Below are 26106 nucleotides of genomic sequence, written 5' to 3'. Positions count from 1 at the left end.
CTCTTATGATAAAAAACACATTATACCGTAGCGTACTGCTCATCGCGCCCTAACCAGCGCTGAATTATTGCATCGGTAAGTTCGACATCTTCAGCAACCTGTCCGGCCACTTGCTTCACCCGGGTCAGGAGATCCGCATCCCGCTGCAGGTCCGCCACTTTGAACGACATCATACCGGTCTGCCGGGTGCCTAACACCTCGCCCGGGCCTCGTAGTTCAAGGTCTTTTTCGGCAATACGAAAACCGTCTGTTGTTTCTCGCATTACCGCTAAGCGTTCACGCCCCTGTTGTGACAACGGCGCATGGTACATGAGTAAACAAAAGCTCTCGACCGATCCTCGTCCGACCCGACCGCGTAACTGATGCAACTGAGCCAGCCCCAGGCGCTCGGGATTTTCAATAATCATGACTGAAGCATTGGGCACATCCACCCCCACTTCAATAACGGTAGTAGCCACCAGGAGATCCAGCTCAGCAGCCTTATAACTGGCCATTATCTCGGCTTTCTCAGCCGGTTTCATCCGCCCGTGTATTAACCCGATACGCAATTCTGACAGAGCTTCACGCAACTCCTCGGCGGTTACCTCTGCCGCCTGACACTGCAAAGCCTCCGACTCTTCAATCAGGGTACAAACCCAATACACCTGCCGCCCCTGATGGCAGGCATCCTGCACTCGCTGTACCACCTCCGCCCGCCGCTGATCAGAGATCACGACGGTATTAACCGGGGTACGGCCCGGCGGTAGCTCATCTATAACCGAACAATCCAGGTCGGCATAAGCACTCATCGTCAGGGTTCTGGGTATCGGTGTCGCCGTCATAATTAACTGATGTGGTGAGCGTTTATCCTGCCGGCCTTTTTCGCGTAACGCCAAACGCTGATGCACACCAAAACGGTGCTGTTCATCCACAACCACCAGCCCCAGATTGGCAAAACTCACTTCATCCTGAAACAGCGCATGGGTACCTACAACAATCTGCGCTGAACCATCGGCGATCATCTCCAGCTGCGCCTGTCGCTTTTTACCTTTGAGCTTGCCTGCCAGCCAGGCCACTTTTAGCCCCAGCGGCTCGAGCCAGGTACTGAAATTAATATAATGCTGTTCGGCCAGGATCTCGGTCGGTGCCATAACTGCCGCCTGAAAGCCCCCTTCTACGGCCTGTAGAGCCGCCAGTGCGGCGACTACCGTTTTTCCAGACCCGACATCACCCTGTACCAGACGCAGCATAGGGTAAGGCTGTGAAAGATCAGCGCTAATCTCTGCAGCAACCCGTTGCTGTGCACCGGTTAACGGAAATGGCAGCTGCTCTAGAAATGGCTGACAATACTGTCCGGTTGAAGTTAATAATGGCGCGCCCTGCTGTCGGGTACGATTACGTAGCTTCTGGAGTGACAAGTGATGCGCCAGCAACTCTTCAAAGGCCAGTCTGCGCTGGGCCGGATGCAAACCGTCAAGCAACTGCTCCTGATCTGCTTCAACCGGTGGCCGGTGCAGATACTTAACCGCATCATTCAGTGGTGGCAGACGCCATTGTTGTCGCAATGGTTCAGGAATCAGCTCAGTCAGGGAGCCAGCTTCAAGGTAGCCAAGGGCGGCTTCTGTGAGCATCCGCAAGCGCGCCTGATTTACCCCTTCGGTGGTGGGATAGATAGGTGTCAGGGACTCTTCAACCGGACTAATAACAGATTCATCTACCCGTCTGTATTCAGGATGGTAGATCTCAAGACCACTGGCACCGGTTCTGACTTCACCGAAGCAACGAATCCTCACTCCCGACTTAAGGTTATTCTTTTGCGCAGCTGAAAAATGAAAAAAACGTAATGTGATAGTGCCAGTACCATCTTGCAATCGACAGACCATACTACGGCGGCGCCCCATCGCAATATCAGTACCTTTCACTTCGCCTTCAATCACCCCCTCATCACCCGGCCGCAATGAGCCAATAGGTATAACCCGGGTTCGATCCTGATATCGGGAAGGCAGATGAAAGAGCAGATCCTGCAAATTCTGAATATCCAGTTTCTGCAGCTTCTGCTCTAACGCAGCCCCCACCCCCTTTAAATCAGTCACGGGCAGCTGGGCGAGTGAGAGGATGCTCATATCAGTGTTCAATATCCAGTACAGGGCAACTATTCAGTGCATCAATCAACAGATCTATTGCCTGCGGCCGAGGGAAACTGGCACGCCATGCCAGACCTACTGTACGGATAGGCGGCGGCGCCTTAAACGGCTTAGTTACGACCATATCCGACCGATAGTGCCCCCCGGTAGCAGATTTAGGAATCACACTCGAACCCAGGCCTGATGCGACCATCATACGGATAGTTTCCAGTGAGCTGCCTTCAGTAACCGTATGCCGATCCGATGATGAACCTGACAACGTAGGGCAAGCCTCAAGCACCTGATCACGGAAACAGAGGCCTTCGCCCAGTAACAGCAGATCCTGCTCATGCAAGGTTTGACTGTCTATCTGTTCTTTTGCCGCAAGCGGATGCTCTTTTGGCAGCAGCATCATAAACGGCTCATCATAGAGCGGTCGGGTCAGAATATCCGGTTCATCGAACGGCAGAGCAACAATGATCGCATCCAGCTCGCCATTGCGAATCTTTGGTCGCAGATTTTCAGTAAAGTTTTCTTCGATATAGAGCGGCATATTAGGCGCCCGCTGCTGTAACTGCGGCACCAGATGGGGAAACAGGTAAGGGCCTATGGTATAGATAGCCCCCACTCGTAACGGACTGGCCAACTGATCCTTGCCTTCCTGCGCCAGATCTCTGATTGATTCCGCCTGTTCCAGTACCGTTTGCGCCTGACGTACCACTTTTTCACCAACAGGTGTGACTCTGACCGCGTGTTTACTGCGCTCGAACAAGGCAGTACCCAGCTCCTCTTCCAGCTTTTTAACCGCAATACTAAGAGTTGGCTGACTGACAAAGCAGCGCTCTGCCGCACGTCCAAAATGTTGTTCCTGAGCTAAAGTAACGATGTAACGTAACTCGGTCAGAGTCATGCAGGAGCTTCCTTTGTTATGATGCTGTCTCAGTCCGGATACAGGAACATCAGCGTGAGTACAGATCAGATATTAATTGCCGGTTGCGGTGATATAGGCGGACAGCTTGGAAAGCTGTTAATAGCACAAGGTCACCAGGTTTTTGGCCTTCGTCGTAATATAAACCAGCTACCCTCTGGTATCCAAGGGATTAACGCTGATCTGGGTCAGCCTGACACTTTGTCTGCTTTACCACAACAGACAGATACCGTTTTTTACATTGTTGCCGCCGGCGGCCGGGAAGAGCAGCGCTATCGTCAGGCCTATCCGGAAGGCTTAAACAACCTATTAACAGCATTTAAAAAACAGAATATAAGGCCCCGGCAGCTGTTTTTCATCTCCAGCACTGCGGTATATAACCAGCATAATCACGAATGGATAGATGAAAACTCAGTCACTGAACCAGACAGCTTTGCCGGACAGATTACCCTTGAAGCAGAGCAGGTTGCACTCAATAGCGGCATTCCCGCCACGGTAGTACGCTTCAGCGGTATCTACGGACCGGGACGAAATATGTTGCTCAATCAGGTGATGCAGGGCAAAGGCTACCCTGCTGAGCCGCTGCGCTACAGTAACCGGATTCATCGGGATGATTGTGTCGGTGTTTTAATGCATCTATACCAACGTTCAAAGGAACAACCACTACAGCCGGTTTACCTGGCCAGCGATTCAGAGCCGGTTCCCTTGCATGAGGTCGCCGATTGGCTGGCACAAAAGTTGAACAGCCATATCAGCGATCGTACCTCACGCAGGGCTATCGGTAGTAAGCGCTGTAATAACCAGCAGCTATCTGACAGCGGCTATCAGTTTATATACCCTGGCTATCAACAGGGATACCCTGACTTAATCAGGGCGTTTTTGGCGGACATTGATTAACGATCGATATGGGGATCCCGCAACTGCGGATCCAGATCTTTTGGTGTATCGACGTGGTTGTAATACTGATACCGGTTAAAGCGATATTCCATAAACCGGAACAGCCCGATAATCAGTGCACTGATCGCCAGATAGATCACACCTGCAGCTAAATACATTTCCATATTGGTATAAGATCTCGCACTTATTGTACGTGCCGCACCGGTCAGATCCAGCAGCGTGATAGTACTGGCCAGCGCACTGCCTTTAAGCATCAGAATCACTTCGTTACCGTAAGCGGGTAAAGCGATACCAAATGCTCTTGGCAATACAATACGGCGGATCTGTAGCGACCTGTTCATGCCTACCGCTTCAGCCGCTTCCAGTTCTCCCACCGGGATCGCCTGAATCGCACTGCGGAACAGTTCTGCACTATAAGCGGCGGTGTTAAGGCTGAAGGCAATAATGGCACACCAGTAAGCCTCTTTAAGAACGGGCCAGAGAATTGACTCCCGAATAATATCGAACTGCGAAGCGCCGTAATAGACCAGGAAGATCTGTACCAGCAGCGGTGTACCGCGAAAGAAGTAGATATAGAGAAACGGCAGCGCTTTAACCCAGTAATTATCCGATGCCCGCATCAGCGCTAAAGGAATCGCCAACGCAATACCGATTAATCCAGACACCAGCACTAACTCTAAAGTCAGCCATGCGCCTTCCAGCAGACGTGGAAGATATTGCCAGATAACACCCCATTCCCAGCTCATGAGCGGTTCCCCCGGGCAGCAGGGTTACTCATACGCTCCATCAGCATGGTAAAGCTGGTCGCCGCCGCCGTTAGCAGCAGATAGATCAGCGCTGCCACCATAAAAAAAGTAAACGGCTCTTTGGTGGAGCTGATCGCCACTTGCGACTGACGCATAATATCGTTCAGACCGACAACAGAGACCAGCGCGGTATCTTTAAGCAGTACCTGAAACAGATTACCCAGCCCCGGAATAGCCAGACGCCATACCTGTGGCAGGATAATACGAAAGAAAGTTCGCGGCTTACTCATGCCGCAGGCCAGGCCTGCCTCCCACTGTCCCTTAGGAATCGCCAGCATCGCCATTCGAAACACCTCGGTTGCATAGGCGCCAAAAGCGATCGATAGCGCAGCAACACCTGCAGTAAACTGTCCTACCTCAATAAATTCATCATAACCAAACCAGCCCGCTATCCACATCAGAATCTGAGCACCACCGAAGTAAATTGCCAGCACCAGCAACAGCTCCGGCAAGCCACGCACTAAAGTGGTATAGCCGGTTGCCAGCCAGCGGGCAATCCGGTTATCCGATAATTTTGCCGCGGCACCCATCAAACCAAATACCAGACCCACCAACAAACTGGCAATAGCCAGCTGAATAGTAATCCAGGTACCGGAGATCAGGAGATGGCCAAAGCCTTGCAGATCCATGAGAACAGCCTGATAGAACGGGGCCGGTTTGCACCGGCCCGGTTAACTTAATAGATAGAGAACGGGAAGTATTTTTCGTTGATCTTAGCGTAAGTACCGTCGGCAACGATCGCTTTAATCGCAGTGCTGAACTTACCACTCAGAGCATCACCTTTACGTACAGCAATACCGATCTCATCATTGATATCGATATCTTCACCGGTAAATGCATAGCCGGCACCTTCTTCAGTACGCAACCAGTCAAACGCTGGGAATTTATCAGATAGCAGTGCATCCAGACGACCCGCCTGCAGATCAAGATATGCATTATCCTGAGTGTCGTACAGTTTAACGTCGACTACATCACCCAGATTATCTTCCAGGAACTGACCTGCAATCGTAGCACGCTGTGCACCAACAGTTTTGCCTTTCAGGCCTGCTTTGGTTACTTCAATGTTGCTGCCATCTTTGGTTACATAGGCCAGCACATTTGAGTAATACTTTTCAGAGAAGTCGACTACACGCAGACGCTCTTCAGTGATCGACATAGACGCGATGATGGCGTCGTATTTACGGGCACGCAGACCTGGAATAATACCGTCCCAGTCCTGAGCAACAATTTCGCAGTCCGCTTTCATCTCAGCACAAAGTGCCTTAGCGATTTCAACATCAAAGCCGATCAGCTCACCATTTGAATCAACCATATTAAAGGGTGCATATGCACCTTCGGTTGCGATACGGATCTTATCGCCAGCTGTTGCACTCTGAGCAGAAACCAGACTGCCGGCAATCAACGCTGCTACGGCAAATAACTTACGCATCTTCATCTTATTATTCCCTTCACTATTATTTTTTCGGGGTTTTAACAATCTCAGCGATGACTGGACATAAAGTCCTGGACCCGCTGGGATTTAGGATTATTAAACATCTGTTCAGGCGGGCCCATCTCTTCGATCTGACCCTCATGCAAAAATACCACCTGACTGGATACATCACGGGCAAAGCGCATTTCATGGGTAACGATGAGCATGGTACGGCCTTCATCAGCCAACCCTTTCATTACCGCCAGTACTTCATTAACCAATTCGGGATCGAGTGCCGAAGTCGGTTCATCAAACAGCAATACCTGTGGATCCATCGCCAGCGTCCGGGCGATAGCAACGCGCTGTTTCTGACCACCTGACAGATTATCCGGGTAGGCATTACGCTTATCAGCCAGGCCGACTTTTTCCAGTAATTGTTCAGCCCGGGCAATCGCTTCTGCCTTTGGCTGTTTCAATACCTGAACCGGCGCTTCGATAATATTTTCGAGAATTGTCTTGTGAGGCCAGAGATTAAAACTCTGGAATACGAAACCGATACGGGAACGCATCTGCTCAAGCTGCTTACGATTCGCAGCGATCAGATTACCATCCTTGCCCGGCTTCAGTTGTAGTTCTTCCTGGCCGACCAGGATTTGTCCCTGGCTTGGATTTTCCAGCAGATTAATACAACGTAACAGGGTGCTTTTACCGGAGCCGCTGGAACCAAGAATAGAGATCACATCACCGTCATTTGCAGTCAGTGATACGCCCTTAAGAACCTTCAGGTCACCAAAGGATTTATGTATATCTTTCAGCTCTAAAGCCGTTTGCGCACTGGCCATGGTAAGGCATCCGTTTCTATTCTTATTATTCCGCGGGTAGCGGTTAATCAATGTGCAGGATAGCACCTCTGACGTCAAGCGATGTTCAACAGGATCTACTGTTGCTATCCGATCAGGACAATCAACTTATCGTCATCTGTTTCGTATAAGAAACAAAAAAGCAGCGAGCCATTCTCCACAAAACTGAGTAAGAAGCAATCAGAAAAAAATCATACAGAAAATTTCACAGGTATCACCTGATCCGTATCAAAGCATAAAAAACAACTGAGGCCCCTCTCTAGCCGCTTTTTAAATAATTCACTGTATCAACTGGCAAATGAACTCAGTAGGGCATCCTGCGCACTGATCAGCGCTTCACCTTTCGCTGGCTGATTCAGAGTATAGCTACCATCGGAGTGTAGCTCCCAGCTATGGCTGTTATCGGCCAGATAGAGATCCAGATCTTGTTTAATCCGGGCGGCCAGTTTACCGTAAAGCGGAAATCCGGTTTCAACCCGGTTGAGCATGTTGCGTTCCATCCAGTCGGCACTGGAACAGAACACTTCTGGCTCACCCTTATTGCCAAAGTAATAGACCCGGGTGTGCTCCAGAAAGCGGCCAATTATGGAGCGTACCGTGATTGTTTCAGAAATACCTTCCAGCCCTGGCCGTAACCGGCACATACCGCGTACGATCAATTCAATTTTTGTCCCTGCCTGAGATGCTCTATACAACGCCCTGATCAGCTGCGGTTCGGTCAAGCCATTCACTTTGACGATGATATGACCATCTTTGCCATGTTTCGCTTCCCGGTTAATCAGCTCGATCATCCTGGAGTGCAAGGTAAACGGCGCATTTTGTAATTTTTTAAGGCGCAGGATTTTGCCCATACCGGTGAGTTGCTGAAAGATCTTATGTACATCTTCGCCAACATCTTCATCACTGGTCATATAGCTATAGTCGGTATACAAACGGGCAGTGCCGGAGTGATAGTTTCCCGTACCAAGGTGGGAGTAACGCACTAGCTTACCCTCTTCCCGACGTACCACCAGCATCATCTTAGCGTGGGTTTTAAAATCAACTACGCCATACACTACCAGCGCACCGGCTTCCTGCAATCGCCCTGCTAGCTGCAGGTTACTCTCTTCATCAAAGCGAGCCCGCAATTCAATCACCACGGTAACCTCTTTACCGCTACGCGCGGCATCAACCAGCGCATTGACAATATCGGAGTTAACCCCGGTACGGTACAGAGTCTGCTTAATCGCCAGCACTTTGGGATCTTTTGCCGCCTGACGCAGCAGATCGACAACGGGTGCAAACGACTGAAAAGGATGGTGCAGCAGCTGATCTCTTATACGCAGGACTTCGAATACACCGCCCTGTTTAAGCTTCTTAGACATACCCGGGGTATACGGCTTCCAGCGCAACTCTTTGCGATCGACCAGATCACGCAAGGCCATCATCCGGGTCAGGTTGACCGGCCCATCCACCCGATAAGTATGGGCTTCATCAAGGCTAAACTCCTGTAACAGAAAGCTGATCAGCGCCTCCGGGGTCCGCTGATCAACCTCGAGACGGACCGCATCACCAAATTTGCGGGAATGAAGTTCACCGCGCAGAGTCCGGGCCAGATCCTCAACCTCTTCAGAATCAAACGTCAGGTCGGCGTTACGGGTTATACGGAACTGATAGCAGCCTTCTACCGTCATCCCCGGAAACAGCTCAGCTGCAAACTCGTGAATAATAGATGACAGGAAAATAAGGTTCTCGCCGCCATCACAAAGGTTATCCGGCAGGCGAATCAGACGCGGCAGCGAGCGGGGCGCGGGAATAATCGCCAGGCCGCTTTCCCGCCCGAAAGCATCTTTACCATCCAGTTCAACAATAAAGTTAAGGCTCTTATTCACCAGCCGTGGGAACGGATGGGAAGGATCCAGCCCGATTGGACTGACCACCGGCAATACTTTTTCCTCAAAGTAGACCTTGATCCACTCACGCTGTTCATCGTCCCAGTCGCGGCGACGCAGGAAATGAATATCCTCTTTTTCCAGTTCAGGAAAAATAATATCGTTGAGAATCTTATACTGACGCTCAACATGAGCGCTGCAGATCTCACCGATCCGTTTCATTACGACCTGGGGATGAAGAGCGTCAGGACCAACGGTCTCCCGGCTGTATTTCAGCTGGCGCATCAATTCGGCAACCCGAATCTCAAAAAACTCATCCAGATTACTCGAGAAGATCAACAGAAACATCAGCCGTTCCAGCACCGGATGACTTTCATCCAGCGCCTGTTCCAACACCCGGACATTGAACTGCAGATGACTCAGTTCACGATTAATATAGAGTTCAGGGGCTTTCAGATTTACCGGCGGAGCCTCTACCGGTTCAGTGACAGCGATCGGCGCCCGACTTTCCACCAGCGCAATCGATGCTTCACTTTGCTCCGCTACTTGTTCCACCATTGTGTTACTCCCTTAATTGCCAAGCCCCTGCCCTGTTAAAAATCAAGGCTACACAGTGCTCGGTTTATTCGTTCAAAACCTGCGCAGCACGCTTGGCAAAGTACGTCAGAATACCATCGCAACCCGCTCGCTTAATGCAGGTCAGAGACTCCATCATCACACTACGCTCATCCAACCAGCCATTCTGGAAAGCGGCCATATGCATCGCATACTCGCCACTGACCTGATAAACAAAAGTAGGTACTTTCAGCTCCTGCTTAACCCGGCGTACGATATCCAGGTAAGGCATACCCGGCTTCACCATGACCATGTCAGCCCCTTCAGACAGATCCATCGCGACTTCATGCAGCGCCTCATCACTGTTGGCCGGATCCATCTGGTAATTAAACTTATTACTTTTACCCAGATTAGCTGCTGAGCCTACAGCATCACGGAAAGGACCGTAGTAGGCACTCGCATACTTAGCAGAATACGCCATTATTCGGGTATTCACATGGGCACTGATTTCCAGCTCTTCGCGGATTGAGCCGATGCGACCATCCATCATATCGCTGGGTGCAACAATATCGGCGCCTGCTTCAGCATGGGATAATGCCTGCCTGACCAGGGTATCCACGGTACGATCATTCAGAACGTAGCCTTCGGCATCTATAATGCCGTCCTGTCCGTGGGTGGTGAACGGATCAAGGGCAACATCTGTAATGACACCCAGATCCGGACAAGCGTCTTTCAATGCTTTTACAGCTCGCTGCGCCAGACCATCAGGGTTATAGGCTTCTTCGGCCAGCTCGGTTTTTGCACTCAGCGGGGTAACCGGAAACAATGCCACAGCAGGCACACCCAGCGCGACAAGCTCACGGGCTTCCTGAACCAGCAGATCGATACTCATGCGCTCGACCCCTGGCATTGAAGGCACAACTTCACGCTGATTCTCACCTTCAATCACAAATACCGGGTAGATCAGGTCGTTAGGTGTCAGAACCGTTTCACGCATCATACGCCGAGAGAAATCATCAGCTCGCATACGACGCATACGGGTTTCAGGAAAAAAACGCTGGCTATTATTAAATGACACGGAAAACTTCCTCCAGGAACGGTTATTTAACCAGAAAACAATTACAGCATTATGACAGAACAGCCTTACTAACGACTATAAATAAAGCACTATACTTAACGAATATTCATTCTTTCAGGAAGAGCCCTGATCATTGAACTCACAACGTAAATGGTTAAGACATTATGGCTTGCTTAATAACAACGAGTAGCCCCCATAAAACACTTATCAGCGACAGTTCGCAGCTTCATTAATACCTGATACTATGGGTAAAGTCGTAACCGAAGGGAAGCTCTATGACAGTCATTGATGTGAAACCATGCTAATGGAATCTAATCAGACCATATGGATTAGTTTTGCAAGAGAGTGCAACTGATGTCACGCTCGCTGTCTTTCCGATTCGGCTATATCATGGCGCTGGTTGCAGCAGCTATGGCTGCAATTCTGCTGTTAGCTACGCTGTTTTTCACCAATGATTTTTACGCCAGCTCCATTGCTAATGCCGAGCACCAACTGCGCCAGACAGTGAATACACAACTGGCAAAAGATACTGAGATTCTTGCCAATACACTCGCTGTACAATTAGCCCCCTCTGTGGCGAATAAGGATATCTCTGGCATTCAACATGGTCTGCAAACGCTATCGGGTCAGCAAGGCTTAAGCTATCTCAATATTTACGATCAACAGGGCAATATTCTCTACGCACTTAAGCCTTCAGGTAATCCTGAGCATAGACATAACCTGCCTAACGTCCGCATAACTCAACAAGATAATAAAATTCTTGCTAATGTCCCGGTGCTATTCAATGAGAAAAAAGTCGGCGCTATCAGCTATGCAATTTCCCTGTCCGGGGTAGAAAAAGATATCCGACAAAACTCGGCGATATTGACGCAAAAAGCTGACGATATTATGACCCGCATGCTGATGGGACTTATCGGTGGTTTTTTTGCCTTACTGCTTCTCATGCTACCCATTTCACAAATTCTGGCCAAACGGCTACTCAAACCGCTGGATGAGCTAACTGATCGCACCCGAAGCTTTAAGGTCGATGGTGATCCGATCTCATTCCGCCTTAATCGTAGTGATGAAATTGGTGAACTGAGTAATGCCCTGCAGGATATGCAGGAACACCTTTACGATAGCCATGAGCAGATGGCGCTGATGGCTTACCGTGACCCTCTGACCAGCCTGCCTAATCGCCGCGGTCTGTATCAGGAACTACGTAAGTTAACGCTCTGGTGTAAAGAGAATGAGAAAAAGGTCGCACTACTATTTATCGATCTGGACCATTTCAAGCAGATTAACGACTCCTCCAGTCATGAATATGGCGACCTTATTCTGAAAGAAATTGCTCAGCGTCTGTTAAAAACGGTCCGGTTACAGATGAAAGATAAGCACCTACCCTTTCCCGAGGATCTGCTGTTATCCCGCATGGGAGGTGATGAATTTGTTGCTATCCTTCCTGATATTGAGTGGCTTGAGGATGCAACAGACTTCAGCCAAAACATAATAGAAGCCTTACGACAGCCTTTTGTCATTAATGATAAATACTTCACACTCTCCTGTAGTATCGGCATAACCCTCTATCCTGATGATGCCAGCAGCGCTGAAAATATGCTTAAGCATGCAGATATCGCCATGTATGAAGCCAAGCGGAGCGGCCGTAACCGGGCCCGTTTTTTCCTGCCAGAAATGCACCATCAGGTACAAGAAAGAGTCACTATTCAGCAAGGTATCGGCGCTGCCATCACTGAAAACCAACTGTTTCTGGAATATCAGCCTATCTTTGACCTGAACACTCGCACCATGATTGGCGCTGAAGCGCTGTTACGATGGAAACATCCAGAAAAAGGTAAACTAGAACCCGATACCTTTATCCCTATCGTTGAAGAATCTGATCAGATCGGCAATCTGACCCGCTGGATTATTCAGCAGGTCTGCGATGATCTGCATAGTCAGCCGGTTCTATCAAAAGCGTTGAAACTCACAATTAACATTTCCTCGGTAATTCTCAATCAACCGGAGTTGGCTCAACAGTTGAATAACACGTTGAGGCATATCAGAAGGCCTCATCAACAGATCTGTCTTGAAATCACTGAAACCAGCCTGATGAAAAACCTGGACAATACACTGCCGCTATTAAAACAATGGAAGGAAGCGGGCTACAGTATCTGGATTGATGATTTTGGTACCGGATATTCATCACTAAGCTACCTGGCTCGGCTACCAATCGACGGGGTTAAGATCGACCGAAGTTTCATTAATGATTTTGAGAATTCGAAGCCGGTTATCGAAGCGATTCTGGCACTGGCAGAAACAATGCAGCTATTGGTAGTTTCTGAAGGCATTGAGGAGCCCACTCAACAACAGGCTCTGACTGAGATGGGCTGTACTTTTGGCCAGGGCTACCTGCTATCAGGACCGGTTGATTTTAGCCGTCTGAACGAAATATTCACTCATGCCGAAAACAGCAAATCTCCGTCAAATAATAAAATCTAACGACCTGCTGCCAGCATAACCCTGGTTGTGATACAAAAATCCCCACATATCAGCGGGGATTTTTTAAAACTGAATCAATCAGATATCAAGGCGTACTTCGATACCCCGGTCTTTCATATACTGCTTGGCTTCAGGAATACTGTACTCATTAAAGTGAAAAATAGATGCTGCCAGAACCGCATCAGCTTTACCTTCGATACAGCCATCAACCAGATGATCCAGATTACCCACTCCACCGGAGGCAATAACCGGAACATTAACCGCCTCACTGATTGCCCGGGTAACACCCAGATCATAGCCATTCTTCACGCCATCCTGATCCATAGAGGTCAACAGAATCTCACCGGCCCCCAGTTCAACCATTTTCTTAGCCCACTCAACCGCATCGATACCGGTAGGCTTGCGGCCACCATGGGTAAAGATCTCCCACTTATCGGTTTCACCTGGCTGAGAGACTTTCTTCGCATCAATGGCAACCACAATACACTGAGAACCAAAACGATCCGCAGCCTCGCGAACAAACTCAGGATTAAAGACGGCAGCACTGTTAATAGATACTTTATCAGCACCGGCATTGAGCATAGTGCGGATATCATCACAGGTTCGAATGCCACCACCTACCGTCAGAGGAATAAACACCTGAGATGCCATACGCTCAACCGTATGTACCATAGTATCCCGGCCTTCATGTGTTGCCGTGATATCTAGAAAAGTAATTTCATCTGCGCCTTGCTCATCATAGCGTTTCGCAACTTCAACCGGATCACCGGCATCGCGAATATCAACAAACTGAACGCCTTTAACAACCCGCCCGTTTTCTACATCCAGACAAGGAATAATGCGTTTTGCCAATGCCATGCTAATACCTATTAAATCTTGAATTCATTAGTTAGACCGATAATCCTCAACGGGATTCCCGGACTGAGCCTCAGTCTGATAGCCGAATCAGGCTTTACCATCCCAGTTGAGAAAGTTTTTCAGTAACTGCAGACCAACAGTATGACTCTTTTCCGGGTGAAACTGCGTTGCGAAAACATTATCGCGGGCAATGGCCACATCAAAGTCCACGCCGTAATGACAGTTACCTGCCACCAACGCTTTCTCAGCCGCATCCACATAGTAACTGTGGACAAAATAGAAACGGCTGCCATCAGCAATATTCTGCCACATCGGATGATCGATGCTCTGATGTACTTCGTTCCAGCCCATATGAGGCACTTTAAGGCGTTCACCATCGGTTTCCTTCAGTTCTTCACCGAAGAACTTAACCTCACCATCGAAATGCCCAAGACAATCAACACCACCGTTCTCTTCAGAACGCTGCATCAATGCCTGATAACCAACACAGATGCCCAGAAAAGGCTTACCGGAAGCGATCGCTTCGGCAACCTCCTGATCAACACCCAGACGGCGAATTTCCGCCATACAATCGCGGATAGCACCAACACCAGGTAATAGAACCCGGTCGGCATCACGGACTTTCTGCGGATCTGCCGTAACCAGCACTTCAACACCCGGCTCAACGTGCTCTAACGCTTTTGCGACCGAGTGCAGGTTACCCATACCATAATCAATGACTGCAACACTGCTCATTTACAGCGATCCTTTGGTCGATGGCATCATGTCAGCAGCACGCTGATCTATCGTCAGCGAACTACGTAGTGCACGGCCGAACGCTTTAAAAATAGTCTCGGCCTGGTGGTGCGCATTAAAGCCTTTCAGGTTATCAATATGCAGCGTGACGCCGGCGTGATTGACAAAGCCCTGGAAAAACTCCCAGAACAGCTGAGTATCAAAGCGCCCGATATTGGCACGGGTGAACTCTACATTCATATCAAGTCCCGCACGACCGGAAAAATCCACGACTACACGCGACAGCGCTTCGTCCAATGGACAGTACGCATGCCCATAACGCTGAATACCTTTTTTATCACCGACCGCCTTATGAAAGGCCTGGCCCAGCGTAATACCAATATCTTCCACTGTGTGGTGATCATCGATATGGTTATCACCTTTAGCATTAATATCCAGATCAATCAGACCATGACGGGCAATCTGATCCAGCATGTGATCAAGAAAAGGCACACCCGTTTCAGCATTTAGCTTACCGCTGCCATCCAGATTTACTGACACAGTAATCTTAGTTTCCAGGGTATTTCGGGTGACGGTGGCTTTACGCTCAGCCATGATGATCTCCGCGACAAGTTACAGAATAAGAATTCAAAGCAGGCATTATACAACCAATATTCACCGAATGCGCACCCCTGACTACGGCTATCTCAGATGTGGACCTAAGTCATTGCTATTATTCGCCAAGCTACTGATAAAAAAGCAGTTCAGCTGTTCTTAATAGTTCGTCATTATGATCAATCTGATACTATGCTGTTTATCACGTGCTTTGCTGATACATGGTCCAAGGAGGCGTCATGAAAGGTTTGTTCAAAATTGTCGGTGGTTTGGTTGCCCTGCTACTAATACTGGTTGTGGCAGGTGGAGTCCTGCTGGGTATGTTCTTTGACCCTAACGAGTATAAACCAGAGATAAAAAAGCTAGCCCTCGAACAGGGTGGTGTTGAACTTGAGATCAGTGGCGATCTTGGCTGGTCAGTCTTTCCATGGCTGGGTATCGAAATTAATCAGATAAGCGTGAACTATCCTGGTCAGCCGCAGCTGGCTGAACTGAACCAGGCCCAGGTCTCTGTTGAACTTCCACCATTGCTGTCCGGTAATGTAAAAATGAGCAGCATCCTGTTGGATGGCCTGACCCTGAATCTGGTTAAAACTAAACAAGGCACAACCAACTGGGCTGTATCAGGCGCCGGCCAACAGGCTTCCGGCTCAGTTGCACAAGACACACCCAGCAGTAGCGAAGCAGCGGGTGGCGCTGCCATTGCGCTGGATATCGAAAGCATTGCGATAACCAATGCGAATATCAGCTATCTGGATCAGATGACCGACAGTAAAGTACTGCTGAATAACTTCAGCATGACCTCCGGTAAAGTCGTTACCGGGGCGTTTTTTCCTGCTGAGTTAAGTTTTCAGGCAGAGCAATATCAGGCTGATCAGAAACAGCTAACAGTAGACGCAGCCTTAACTGCAGAGTTCTTCCTTGATCTGGCGAAGCAGCAGTATCAGATCAAAGGGCTGGAAAGTACCCTCGACCTTAAAGGCGCTCCTTTTAACGATAAGACTGTCTCAGTAAAACTGAACTCCGATATCACCTCTGATCTGAGCAATGAAACAGCCAACCTGAAAGGCATGAAGCTGACAGCAGCAAACCTCAATGCCAGTGGTGATATTACTGTAAAAAGTTTCAGCAAACCGGTGATTACCGGTCAACTCAAAGTGGATCAATTCAGTCTTCAGGACCTGTTGACAGCACTGAGACAGCCGGCCATAGAAACAACCGATCCGTCGGTACTTAAAGCGATTAGTTTCAATGCTGAGCTGGGCGGAGCACCCAACACAGTCGGGCTGAATAAGATGAGTCTGAAACTGGATGACACCTCATTCAACGGTAGTCTGGCAATGAATCTGGCAAACGGTTCTATCGCATTCAACCTTAAAGGTGATGAACTCAACGCCGACCGTTACCTGCCTCCATCAAAAGAACAACCCGCAGAGCAGCAAAAGCAAGCCAGTAACAGCCAGTCATCCGGCTACTCAAAAGAGCCTGTTATACCGGTTGAAATGTTGAAAGGGCTGGAACTGGATGTGAATCTGGGGCTGGCTAAGCTGCTCATAAATGGGCTAACACTGACCAATCTGCAACTAGAAACCAGCGCCCATGGCGGTCTGGTTAATATGAATAAAATCAACGCCGATATGTACAGCGGCACCTTACGTAATTCTGTTGTCGTCGATGTTCGCAAATCACCCACCCGCCTGACGGTGAAAAAGAACATTAAAGGCATTGCTATCGGCGACCTGCTTCAGGACATGGCCGATACCGACCGCCTCACCGGCACCTTTAATACTCAGTCAGCTATCACCGCACGGGGTGAGTCGGTACATGCGATTATAAATAGCCTTAACGGTAATGCCGCTGTCACTATGCCGAACGGCGAAATCAAAGGTATCGATGTTGCACAAACCATCTGTCAGGGCTTTAACAACGTCGCGGCACTGGGCGTTAATGCCGATCAGGTTGATCGATCCACACCTTTCGCTGATCTGAGCAGTAACTTCAAAATTACCAACGGTGTCGTCAGCAACAATGACCTGACCACAAAGCTGGATGCTATTACTGTACGCGGTAAGGGTAAGGTTAACCTGCCGGCGGAGAACCTGGATTATCGACTGGGCCTGACCATCGAAGAAAACCTGTTCAAAAAGACCTGTGCCGTTAATAACAACCTCGAGGGTGTTGAATGGCCATTAGACTGCAAAGGCAGTTTTAATACCGAGCCATCCAAGCTATGTCGCCCCGATGCCAGTGTATTGCAAGAGATCATCAAGCAGAAGGCTAAGAAGAAGCTGGAAGGCAAGCTGATGGAAAAACTGGGCGGCGGCAACGGCGATAGCGAAGGTGACAGTAAAGTTGAAGGTGCTAAAAAATTAATAAGAGGCCTGTTCGGTAACTGATGTCCACAGAGCAATTCTCCGACGCCGTGCTGAACTGGTTTGATCAGCACGGCCGTCACGATCTACCCTGGCAGGCCACTAAAACAGCCTACTTCACCTGGTTGTCTGAGATCATGTTGCAGCAAACTCAGGTCAGCACGGTTATCCCCTATTTCGAACGATTTCGGGATCAGTACCCAACCGTAGAAGACCTGGCCGCTGCCGACCAGGATGAAGTACTGCATCTGTGGACCGGGCTGGGTTACTACGCCCGGGCCCGTAACCTCCATAAAACAGCTAAAATTATCAGCGCAGAGTTTGACGGTCATTTTCCGCAATCCGTTGACGAGCTGGAGCAACTACCGGGCATTGGCCGTTCAACAGCTGGGGCTATTCTCTCTATCTCAACCGGTAAACGTGCTGCCATTCTGGACGGTAATGTTAAACGGGTGCTGGCACGGTATTACGCCATCGAGGGCTGGCCTGGTACTACAGCAAATACCAAACAGCTTTGGCTTTACGCAGAACAGAATACGCCAACGGCAAGGGCCGGCGAATACACGCAGGCGATGATGGATATGGGAGCCACTCTCTGCACCCGGTCTAAACCTGTCTGTTTGTTATGCCCTGTCCAGCAAGGTTGCACCGCATACAGACAAGGGCGGACAGCGGAATTACCCGCATCTAAACCTAAAAAAGTCATTCCCGTTAAACAGACAATGATGTTACTCATTACTGATACTGACGGTCAGATTTTACTACGCCAAAGACCACCCAGCGGTATCTGGGGAGGGCTCTGGAGTCTGCCTGAAACCTCTGATCTGCGCGATGCAGAACAGGAAACCGGACTGGCAATAGAGCTTGATACTGCTGAACCTATGGCTCCAATACGCCATACCTTCAGCCACTTTCATCTGGACATCACTCCGGTAAAGGTCAGACTGATAGATAAAGCCCCTACAAACCGTGTCATGGAACAGCCGGCAAGTCTCTGGTATAACTTACGCCAGCCACAGAAGGTCGGACTGGCAGCACCGGTCAAGAAACTGCTGGGAAAACTGAAGACCTGATTTAATCTGGAGAAAGATATGACCCGCACCGTAATGTGCCGTAAATACAAAGAAGAGCTGGAAAGCCTTGATAGACCACCTTATCCCGGTGAAAAAGGCCAGGTGATTTACGATACTATTTCGAAAAAAGCCTGGACCGAATGGACCAACCATCAAACTATGCTGATCAATGAAAAGCATCTGAGCCTGATGGACCCTTCTACCCGGGAATTCCTGCAACAAGAGATGCAGAAGTTTATGGATGGCGAAGACTACGAAAAAGCTGAAGGCTACGTACCTCCGTCTAAATAATTCCGCTTGTCTGAGTTCTGATAATTAAAGCTCCGGCCCGGAGAAATCGACTCCGGGCTACTTCCCGGCCACACTCATTAAGCATTCGGCGTCAAAAATTTATCCTCAACGCTCTTCCCAGAAGCAGTCTAATACTCCCAGAAAAAAATCTTCATTGGCCTGTTGACACAAGAGCATGAAACCAGTTTAATACGCACCTCTTAAGTGCCCGGATAGCTCAGTCGGTAGAGCAGAGGATTGAAAATCCTCGTGTCCGTGGTTCGATTCCGCGTCCGGGCACCACTTAAGAAATCATTTAAGCCTCGTTACTCTTTATCTCAAAGAAACGGGGCTTTTTTGTGTCTGGAATTTATTGAAAGCGTCCGTGGTTCGGCTAATTACAACTTCAGGCGTCCGGGCACCATTTAAGAATCATTGAAGCCTTGCTTTCGTTCTACGTAGCAGGGCTTTTTTGTGTCTAGAACTTATTGAAAGCGTCCGTGATTCGACCGGTTATAACTTCAGGCGTCCGGGCACCACTTAAGAATCAACTAAGCCTTGCTACTCTTTAACTATAAAGAAGCAGGGCTTTTTTGTGTCCGCAAGAAAGGACTATCTCCGGTCCGTGGTTCGGCTGGTTACAACTTCAGGCGTCCGGGCACCACTTAAGAATCAACTAAGCTTTGCTACTCTTTAACTATAAAGAAGCAGGGCTTTTTGTGACTGTAAGTTAATCTAACTACCTTTCTCAGAATTCATTTTATCGATATATGCCTGCATTGAGCTCAGATTCAACTGGTCCAGCTGCCCCTGAATTTGCAGTTTTACGTTCTCTCTGGCCGTTTCGGAATAGAGCCGGTACTGAACAAAGTTCATACCCAGGGACAAGATAAACAGCAAAATAACAACGATAAGCGCATCCAGATTCAGCTCAAACTTCTTCAACTGACTATTCCTTGTAATGGTTGGAAAGCCTGAGCATAACTGAATGACATTAATTCGTCAGACTTGATTTAACACTTCAGGCTGACGCTCATGCAGTATCTGTTTCGGGTTTTTCGGATAATATTTTTCAGGCAGTCGATCGATGTGGCTGAAAAAACGGGTGTCTCGGTAAGGCATCTTCATATAACCGGAGATTCCCAGACCTGAGATCTGCGGCACTGCTGCCAGAATACGCGCCAGACAGTCACTAAACTCCCCCTCCCTTGAGGGATCCAGCAGGCGGTAGTAACTATGAATTTTCAAATGAGTCGGCAGGCTTTCAAAGATAATCAGGCCGGTATGATGAATCTGATTAAGCAGTTCCAGGTCTTTAATAATGGACTGTGGCAGTTCAAGAAATTCTTCCGGATCCTTACCGTCTTCAAAGTATGAGTGCATCCGACTCTGATCTTCAAGTTCCGGTGCCGCTGAGACTTCGTATGGTATCTGCATGCCCTGAACCGGCTGGAAAGGAATTTGAGTATTTTCCCGCTCCATATGCAGGGTATCTTTAGCGTTGAACAGGCAGCTTTTGAATACCCCCTGTCGATAAATCGCCCGGGACAGGTTAACCATATTGTTAACCGAGGTGATAAAAGAATCCTTCAGCCGGTCATCGTTCAGGTTCAGGCAGGAATCGATATACACGCCATCCGGCTCCCAGCGTACAGCAATGCCACCGACCACCGGGTATTTAGCTAAGCGGCTGATACTGGCCAGAAACGCCTTTTCCGTTTCCCCCATACCCTGCAGAAAGTTCTTATAGTAGCGATCGAATTGCACCTCATCCATATCCTGAATCGGCTCTTCTATGCCCTCCTCCTTTAAGAAAGCCTTTCGGGATGTGTAGGCAACTGTATCGATATCCTGGAGCTCGGTATGGGACCAGACCGGAATCAGATGGGGCTCCGGCGGTTCATCCAGATCAACCATCACCGTACGGGCAATAGACGCCATATTATTCAACAGATAGTCACCGGCCTGAGCCCGGATATCAGGATTTTCATCCAACAGATTTTCCAGCACCCGGGCGAACTCTAATGGTAAGCCCAAAGAGGTCGGTGGTATCGCCCGATGACCAAAGCGACAGGACTGCCCTGAGGCCAAAGCGTAAAGCGTGCCTGCCAGTCCCTGCTCATCGAACCTGGGGGATGACAATGCGCCATTGAGCTGCTCTTCACCGATAAAATACACATCTCCCAGACGCGCGTTGGTGTTTTGCAAATCGCCGGACATCAGCTCCATCACATTGTTAGAGACAAACTGTTTATGGGTATCCAGTTGAGCAAATACAGACGAACCCCAGTCGATCAGTGCGACCGCTTCTGTTTCAGGATCAATCACAATATTGGAGGGCTTTATATCGCCGTGTACCAGTGGTCTGCCCGAGCGAATAGCGGCGGATCGTAAGCCTTGAAGTATATCCACCATCTGAGCAGCTATATGCACCACCAGGCGGGGTGATAACTTTCCCTGTTGCAGCGAGAACTGTTCCAGGTCCATTCCTTTAGCCCGCTCCATCACCAGAATAGCCTGACGGCGGATGCGCTGAAACTCGACCAGCTGCGGTACTAAACCGTGCTCTACCTCACCCAGAATAAAGGCCTCTTCTTCGAGTCGATCCTGAATATGCTGCGGCAGGGTAATACGGGAGAATTTAAACACCAGTCTGCGCCCATGTGCGCTGGTACCGCCGAACACAAAACCAAAAGCGCCCTTACCGATCATTGAAATGTCGGTGTAACCCAGCTGTTCCAGCTGTTCCTGACAGAGATTAACCCAGTCTTTAAGTTTCTTGGCGTCATCGTGACTGAGCAGATAGATAGACTGCTCTTCAGGGATATAAAACTGCTGTAAGTTAGGATAATCCATAATAATCGTCAGATACCTGAACCGGGAATCAACTTAAGCTTATCCCGGTTCAGTTCTCTATAGCGAGCAGTGCTAGCTCAGATCCAATAGCATTGAGGCCGGATCTTCCAGATAGGACTGCCACAGGCCACTGAAGCGGGCGATAGTGCCGCCATCAATCACCCGGTGATCACCGGACCAACTGATATTCATGATACTACGGGCTTCAACCTGACCCGCATCATCAAAGCGTGGTAACTGCTGCACCTTACCCAGCGCGACAATCGCGACCTCCGGCGCATTAACCACCGGTACTGCATAAGTACCGCCCAGCGCGCCAATGTTGGAGATACTGATAGTACCGCCCTGCAGATCCTGCTGTTGTACCCGCCCTTCCCGGGCAGCTTCTGTCAGCCGCTGAACTTCCGCTGCAATCTCAAGGATACTCAGTTTATCAACCCGCTTGATATTAGGTACCAGCAAGCCGATCTTAGAATCTACCGCCATACCAATATTGCAGTCCGGCAGATAATGGATCTCGGTGCAGTCGGCATTAACCCGACTGTTCAGAACCGGATACTGCTGTATCGCCATCGCCATCGCTTTCATAATAAATGGCATCAGGGTCAGACGCACACCCAGCTGCTCAGCTTTAGGCTTAAGTTGCTTACGCAGTGCTAACAACGCAGTGACATTCACCTCATCACCGAAAGTGAAGTGAGGAATGGTACTGGTCGCCAGGGTCATCTGTTTCGCCATCGCCGCTTTAATGCCTCGAATAGGCTCGACCCGGATCTCTCCGGATGCAACTACTGGCGCAGAGGCAGTCGTCGGCACTGTTGGCGCAGGCTGACTCTCAGGGGCAGTTGACAGGCCATCACGATAGGCGATGACATCTTCCTTCATCACCCGTCCGTCTTTACCGCTACCCGGTATAACCTGGATATCCAGACCAAATTCGCGACAGATTCTACGCACCGCAGGACCAGCCAACGCCTTGCCCCGGCCCGCGATGGAAGCCGCAGGAGCGGGCGCAGATGCCACCGGATTAGTCGATGCAGCCAGCGCACTGGCAGGCTCAGGCTTCGATTCAAGTGCATTGGATTGAATAGCTCTGGATTCAACCGACTTAACTTCCGGAGCAGTCTGATGATCCGGCTGGATCGAGAATAATGGCTGATGTACCTGCGCAATATCCCCTTGCGGATGATATAGCTTTAATACTGTTCCAGCTGTAGGCGCTGGTATCTGTACCACCGCTTTATCGGTCATCAGATCAACCACCGGCTGATCCTCTTCGATATGATCACCCTCTTTAATCAGCCATTCGACAACTTCGCACTCAACAATACCTTCACCGATATCCGGCAGAATAAAGTCTTCGCTCTGGCTAACCACAGCTTCAGGGGGCTGTGCTGCAACCGGTTCTACAGTATGTTCAGGAGCGGAAACTACCTCCGATACCGATTCAACCCCATTCAGCTCGATCTCAAATAACCGTTCATGTACTTTGGCGCTGTCGCCCTGCTGATAATAAAGTTTACTAACCCGACCCGCATATGGCGCTGGTATCTGTACCAGCGCTTTATCGGTCATGACATCAACTATCGGCTGATCTTCTTCAATCAGATCACCCTCTTTAATCAGCCACTCAACAACTTCGCACTCTACAATGCCTTCGCCGATATCCGGCAGGATAAAATCTTTTAACATCCTCACATCCCCCCTAGAAATTGACGCTTTGTTTGATTGCTTCATAAATCTTCAGATGATCGGCAATGTATTCCTTCTCCAGCGCAAGCGGGTAAGGCGTATCCATTCCGGCCACCCGGGCAATCGGCGACTCGAGGTGAAGGAAACAACGTTCCTGAATAGCGGCAGATATTTCGCCACCGAAGCCACCGGTATAGGGCGCTTCATGGGTAATCAACAGCCGGCCGGTCTTCTTAACAGAAGCGACTACAGTATCAATATCCCAGGGTACGATAGTGCGCAAGTCGATCAGTTCGCAGGAGATGCCATCCTTTTCGGCCAGTTGATCAGCCATTTCCAGATACTCCATCTGTGCGCCCCAGGCCAGCAGCGTAATATCGCTGCCCTCTTTAACGACTTCAGCACTGCCTAATGGCAACTGATAATCTTCATCAGGCACTTCGCCCACAGAGGCTCTGTAGATACGTTTGGGCTCAAAGAAAATAACCGGGTTCGGATCGCGGATCGCGGCCAGCAACAAACCTTTCGCCTGATGAGGGTTACGGGGGACAACGACTTTCAGTCCCGGTGTTTGGGCAAAGTAAGCCTCCGGCGACTGAGAGTGATAATGCCCACCGGCGATACCACCACCGTAGGGGGTACGGATAGTCAGTCCGCCTACATTGAACAGATCACCGGAGCGGTAACGGAACTTAGCCGCCTCATTCACAATCTGATCGAAGGCCGGAAAAATATAATCGGCAAACTGGATTTCAGCCACCGGTACCGAACCCTGAGAGGCCAGACCGTTAGCAAAACCGATGATACCTTGCTCAACTAATGGTGTATTAAAACAGCGATCCCGGCCGTATTTTTCCTGCAGGTTACTGGTTGCCCGGAACACACCACCAAAGCCACCAACATCTTCACCAAAACAGATAACTTTTGGGTTATCTGCCATCGCAATATCCAGTGCATTATTAACCGCCTGAAGAAGATTCATCTTACTCATTATCTAGTCTCCCTGCGGTCTTAGGATAGGCTTCCGGATATTTACGGATATGCTCTTTAAGCTGCTCCAGCTGCTCTTTCAACAGCGGAGGTGGCACATCGTAAACATCGGTAATCATCTCTTCGAGCTTTGGAATTGGGTGCTTCTCACACTCCTTCAACGTTGCCAGCACATCGCGACGATCAATATCGTACAACTGCTTGTCTTCGTCCTCAGACCACCACTCTTGCAGCAGTAACCACTGTTTCATACGGCTCAGTGGGTCTTTACTGGCCCAGTTCTCTTCTTCCTTCTTGCTACGATAGCCAGAAGGGTCATCGGAAGATGAGTGCGCAGCAAGACGATAGCTCATCGCTTCAATCAGCACCGGCTCGTTCTCTTCGACAGCGATTCGACGCGCCTCAACGGTGGCAGCATAAACCGCCAGAATATCGTTACCATCAACCCGGATGGTGTGCATACCGTAGCCTAACGCCCGTGGCGCTATACCATCGGCTGCGAACTGCTCGTTAGACGGTGTAGAAATTGCGTAGCCATTGTTACGACACAGGAAGATAACCGGTACTTTCAGCACCGAAGCCATGTTCAGCGCAGCATGAAAATCACCTTCAGACGCAGCACCCTCACCAAATACAGTAACTGTGCATTTACCATCACCGGCCAGTTTCTGGCCGTAAGCATAACCGGTCGCCTGAGGAATCTGGGTCGCAAGTGGGGATGAGATAGTCATGTAATGCAGCTTGCTGGAGCCATAATGAATCGGCATCTGACGGCCCTTGCCGTAGTCGCGTTCATTACTGAACAGCTGATTCATAAATTCTTCAAGGGTGAAACCACGGTAAACCAGGGCACCCTGCTCGCGGTACTGAGCCATGATCATGTCTTCATCATCAAGGGCTGCAGCAAAGCCGACTGTGGTCGCTTCTTCACCGGTGGACTGCATGTAAAAGCTCAGGCGTCCCTGTCGTTGGGCTGCCAGCATGCGTTCATCCAGCACCCGGGTACGGACCATGGCTTTATAAATTCGGAGTGCGGTGTGCTTATCCAGATCAGGCAGTTTTGCTCCCTTGTAAGGAGTACCATCCTGTTTCAAGACTTTGTAAGTCGGTATCTGGAGCTCATCACCACGGATAAATCGGAGCGAATGAATCGCCCGGTTCTTAGTATCCGCTGTCATAACTTCCTCTTCATTATTTTTATGAATTCTCTGGGTAAAAAGAATCCCTAAGTGGATAGTCATAGATCCCTTTTGGGGATTTATTATTTTTAATATAGACCCGTCCGGATAAGACGGGAAAACAGTTTTAACTTACTTTTAGCCCGAGGTAAACGAAAATACGACAGAAATATTAATCACCAATCGTTGATATAACAGGTTTATTTTCTGCAATTTAGCGATAGGAAATAGAAAAAACTTTAGACACCAAAATAAGGGATTTCCCTAGTTAAGTCTTATTATTTAAACAGTTAGGCGAAAATATTGTGAAATAGCCATCCAGAGATATTCTGGATGCTGGAAATGCCAGAAGTAAAATCAGCTATCATCAAATAAAGTAAAAAAAATACTCAGTGATGCCACTTATCCCTTCTGAAAGATGGCGATAAAATTTGCTGCACCTGCGCAAAAAGTAGGTTATTTGATGGCTTATCGATCAGCTTTAAGACGCTCGAAATAACAT

Annotated in this window: 21 protein-coding genes and 1 tRNA gene; 6 read left to right on the top strand and 16 right to left on the bottom strand. The window is 49.2% G+C overall.

Translation table 11 applies throughout. From position 1 onward, the window contains the following. Positions 1-20: 20 nt before the first annotated feature. A complete protein-coding gene (gene recG / locus EHS89_RS12310) occupies positions 21-2102 on the bottom strand; it encodes an ATP-dependent DNA helicase RecG (RefSeq protein ID WP_211340336.1) in 2082 nt (693 codons plus the stop codon). Position 2103: 1 nt separating this feature from the next. Continuing rightward, positions 2104-3012 carry a hydrogen peroxide-inducible genes activator gene (locus EHS89_RS12305; protein WP_124926450.1) on the bottom strand — a complete coding sequence of 303 codons (909 nt, stop codon included), beginning with the start codon at positions 3010-3012 and terminating at the stop codon, positions 2104-2106. A 54-nt stretch (positions 3013-3066) separates the two neighbouring features. Between EHS89_RS12305 and EHS89_RS12300 the strand changes: the two genes are divergently transcribed. Beyond that, on the top strand, positions 3067-3927 hold the full coding sequence (locus EHS89_RS12300) for an SDR family oxidoreductase (protein WP_229753574.1): 861 nt from the start codon (positions 3067-3069) through the stop codon (positions 3925-3927). Here the strand turns inward: EHS89_RS12300 and EHS89_RS12295 are convergent. The 6 genes from EHS89_RS12295 to hemB all read right to left on the bottom strand — a co-directional run bounded on the left by EHS89_RS12295 (position 3924) and on the right by hemB (position 10508). Next, positions 3924-4673, bottom strand: a complete 750-nt coding sequence (locus EHS89_RS12295) for an ABC transporter permease (protein ID WP_124926449.1) — start codon at positions 4671-4673, stop codon at positions 3924-3926. The genes EHS89_RS12300 and EHS89_RS12295 overlap by 4 nt on opposite strands. Further along, a complete protein-coding gene (locus EHS89_RS12290) occupies positions 4670-5362 on the bottom strand; it encodes an ABC transporter permease (protein WP_124926448.1) in 693 nt (230 codons plus the stop codon). Before EHS89_RS12290 ends, EHS89_RS12295 begins: the two co-directional genes overlap by 4 nt. Positions 5363-5409: 47 nt before the next feature. After that, on the bottom strand, positions 5410-6168 hold the full coding sequence (locus tag EHS89_RS12285; RefSeq protein ID WP_124926447.1) for an ABC transporter substrate-binding protein: 759 nt from the start codon (positions 6166-6168) through the stop codon (positions 5410-5412). Positions 6169-6212: 44 nt separating this feature from the next. Then, a complete protein-coding gene (locus tag EHS89_RS12280) occupies positions 6213-6986 on the bottom strand; it encodes an ABC transporter ATP-binding protein (protein WP_124926446.1) in 774 nt (257 codons plus the stop codon). Positions 6987-7291: 305 nt separating this feature from the next. Then, complete coding sequence (ppk1, locus tag EHS89_RS12275; protein WP_124926445.1) at positions 7292-9433, bottom strand: polyphosphate kinase 1; 2142 nt, start codon at positions 9431-9433, stop codon at positions 7292-7294. 64 nt (positions 9434-9497) lie between these two features. Next, on the bottom strand, positions 9498-10508 hold the full coding sequence (hemB, locus tag EHS89_RS12270; RefSeq protein WP_124926444.1) for a porphobilinogen synthase: 1011 nt from the start codon (positions 10506-10508) through the stop codon (positions 9498-9500). 354 nt (positions 10509-10862) lie between these two features. Between hemB and EHS89_RS12265 the strand changes: the two genes are divergently transcribed. Next, positions 10863-12986: an EAL domain-containing protein gene (locus EHS89_RS12265; RefSeq protein ID WP_124926443.1), complete on the top strand. Its 2124-nt coding sequence runs from the start codon at positions 10863-10865 to the stop codon at positions 12984-12986. A gap of 78 nt (positions 12987-13064) precedes the next feature. On the opposite strand, the gene hisF is transcribed toward EHS89_RS12265, so the two are convergent. The 3 genes from hisF to hisB all read right to left on the bottom strand — a co-directional run bounded on the left by hisF (position 13065) and on the right by hisB (position 15173). Beyond that, the gene (hisF, locus tag EHS89_RS12260; protein WP_124926442.1) at positions 13065-13844 is read right to left on the bottom strand and encodes an imidazole glycerol phosphate synthase subunit HisF; all 780 of its coding nucleotides are present in this window, start codon (positions 13842-13844) and stop codon (positions 13065-13067) included. Between the two features lie 87 nt (positions 13845-13931). Next, positions 13932-14579 carry an imidazole glycerol phosphate synthase subunit HisH gene (hisH, locus tag EHS89_RS12255; protein WP_124926441.1) on the bottom strand — a complete coding sequence of 216 codons (648 nt, stop codon included), beginning with the start codon at positions 14577-14579 and terminating at the stop codon, positions 13932-13934. Next, positions 14580-15173, bottom strand: a complete 594-nt coding sequence (hisB, locus tag EHS89_RS12250) for an imidazoleglycerol-phosphate dehydratase HisB (RefSeq protein ID WP_124926440.1) — start codon at positions 15171-15173, stop codon at positions 14580-14582. A 239-nt stretch (positions 15174-15412) separates the two neighbouring features. On the opposite strand from hisB, the gene EHS89_RS12245 reads away from it, so the two are divergent. The 4 genes from EHS89_RS12245 (at position 15413) to EHS89_RS12230 (ending at position 19191) form a co-directional block, all read left to right on the top strand. Continuing rightward, the gene (locus EHS89_RS12245) at positions 15413-17569 is read left to right on the top strand and encodes an AsmA family protein (RefSeq protein WP_124926439.1); all 2157 of its coding nucleotides are present in this window, start codon (positions 15413-15415) and stop codon (positions 17567-17569) included. Then, positions 17569-18618: an A/G-specific adenine glycosylase gene (gene mutY, locus EHS89_RS12240; protein ID WP_124926438.1), complete on the top strand. Its 1050-nt coding sequence runs from the start codon at positions 17569-17571 to the stop codon at positions 18616-18618. The genes EHS89_RS12245 and mutY overlap by 1 nt, the downstream gene beginning before the upstream one ends. A gap of 18 nt (positions 18619-18636) precedes the next feature. Beyond that, on the top strand, positions 18637-18909 hold the full coding sequence (locus tag EHS89_RS12235; protein WP_124926437.1) for an oxidative damage protection protein: 273 nt from the start codon (positions 18637-18639) through the stop codon (positions 18907-18909). Positions 18910-19115: 206 nt separating this feature from the next. Further along, a tRNA-Phe gene (locus tag EHS89_RS12230) sits at positions 19116-19191 on the top strand. Positions 19192-19623: 432 nt separating this feature from the next. On the opposite strand, the gene EHS89_RS12225 is transcribed toward EHS89_RS12230, so the two are convergent. The 5 genes from EHS89_RS12225 to EHS89_RS12205 form a co-directional block, all read right to left on the bottom strand. Then, positions 19624-19833 (bottom strand): hypothetical protein, encoded by a 210-nt coding sequence (locus EHS89_RS12225; protein WP_124926436.1) that lies wholly within the window; start codon positions 19831-19833, stop codon positions 19624-19626. A gap of 57 nt (positions 19834-19890) precedes the next feature. Then, a complete protein-coding gene (locus EHS89_RS12220; protein ID WP_124926435.1) occupies positions 19891-21744 on the bottom strand; it encodes a protein kinase domain-containing protein in 1854 nt (617 codons plus the stop codon). Between the two features lie 72 nt (positions 21745-21816). Next, entirely contained in the window at positions 21817-23436 is a 1620-nt protein-coding gene (locus EHS89_RS12215) for a dihydrolipoyllysine-residue acetyltransferase (RefSeq protein ID WP_124926434.1), read from the bottom strand. 13 nt (positions 23437-23449) lie between these two features. Continuing rightward, a complete protein-coding gene (locus tag EHS89_RS12210) occupies positions 23450-24427 on the bottom strand; it encodes an alpha-ketoacid dehydrogenase subunit beta (protein WP_124926433.1) in 978 nt (325 codons plus the stop codon). Next, positions 24420-25604, bottom strand: coding sequence for a thiamine pyrophosphate-dependent dehydrogenase E1 component subunit alpha (locus EHS89_RS12205; RefSeq protein ID WP_124926432.1), 1185 nt, complete (start codon positions 25602-25604; stop codon positions 24420-24422). Before EHS89_RS12205 ends, EHS89_RS12210 begins: the two co-directional genes overlap by 8 nt. Between the last annotated feature and the right edge of the window lie 502 nt (positions 25605-26106).

The sequence above is a fragment of the Amphritea balenae genome (assembly GCF_003858655.1).
Lineage (GTDB): Bacteria > Pseudomonadota > Gammaproteobacteria > Pseudomonadales > Balneatricaceae > Amphritea > Amphritea balenae.
Note: the sequence above shows the minus strand (reverse complement) of the source record. Positions and strands in the feature narration are given on the sequence as shown.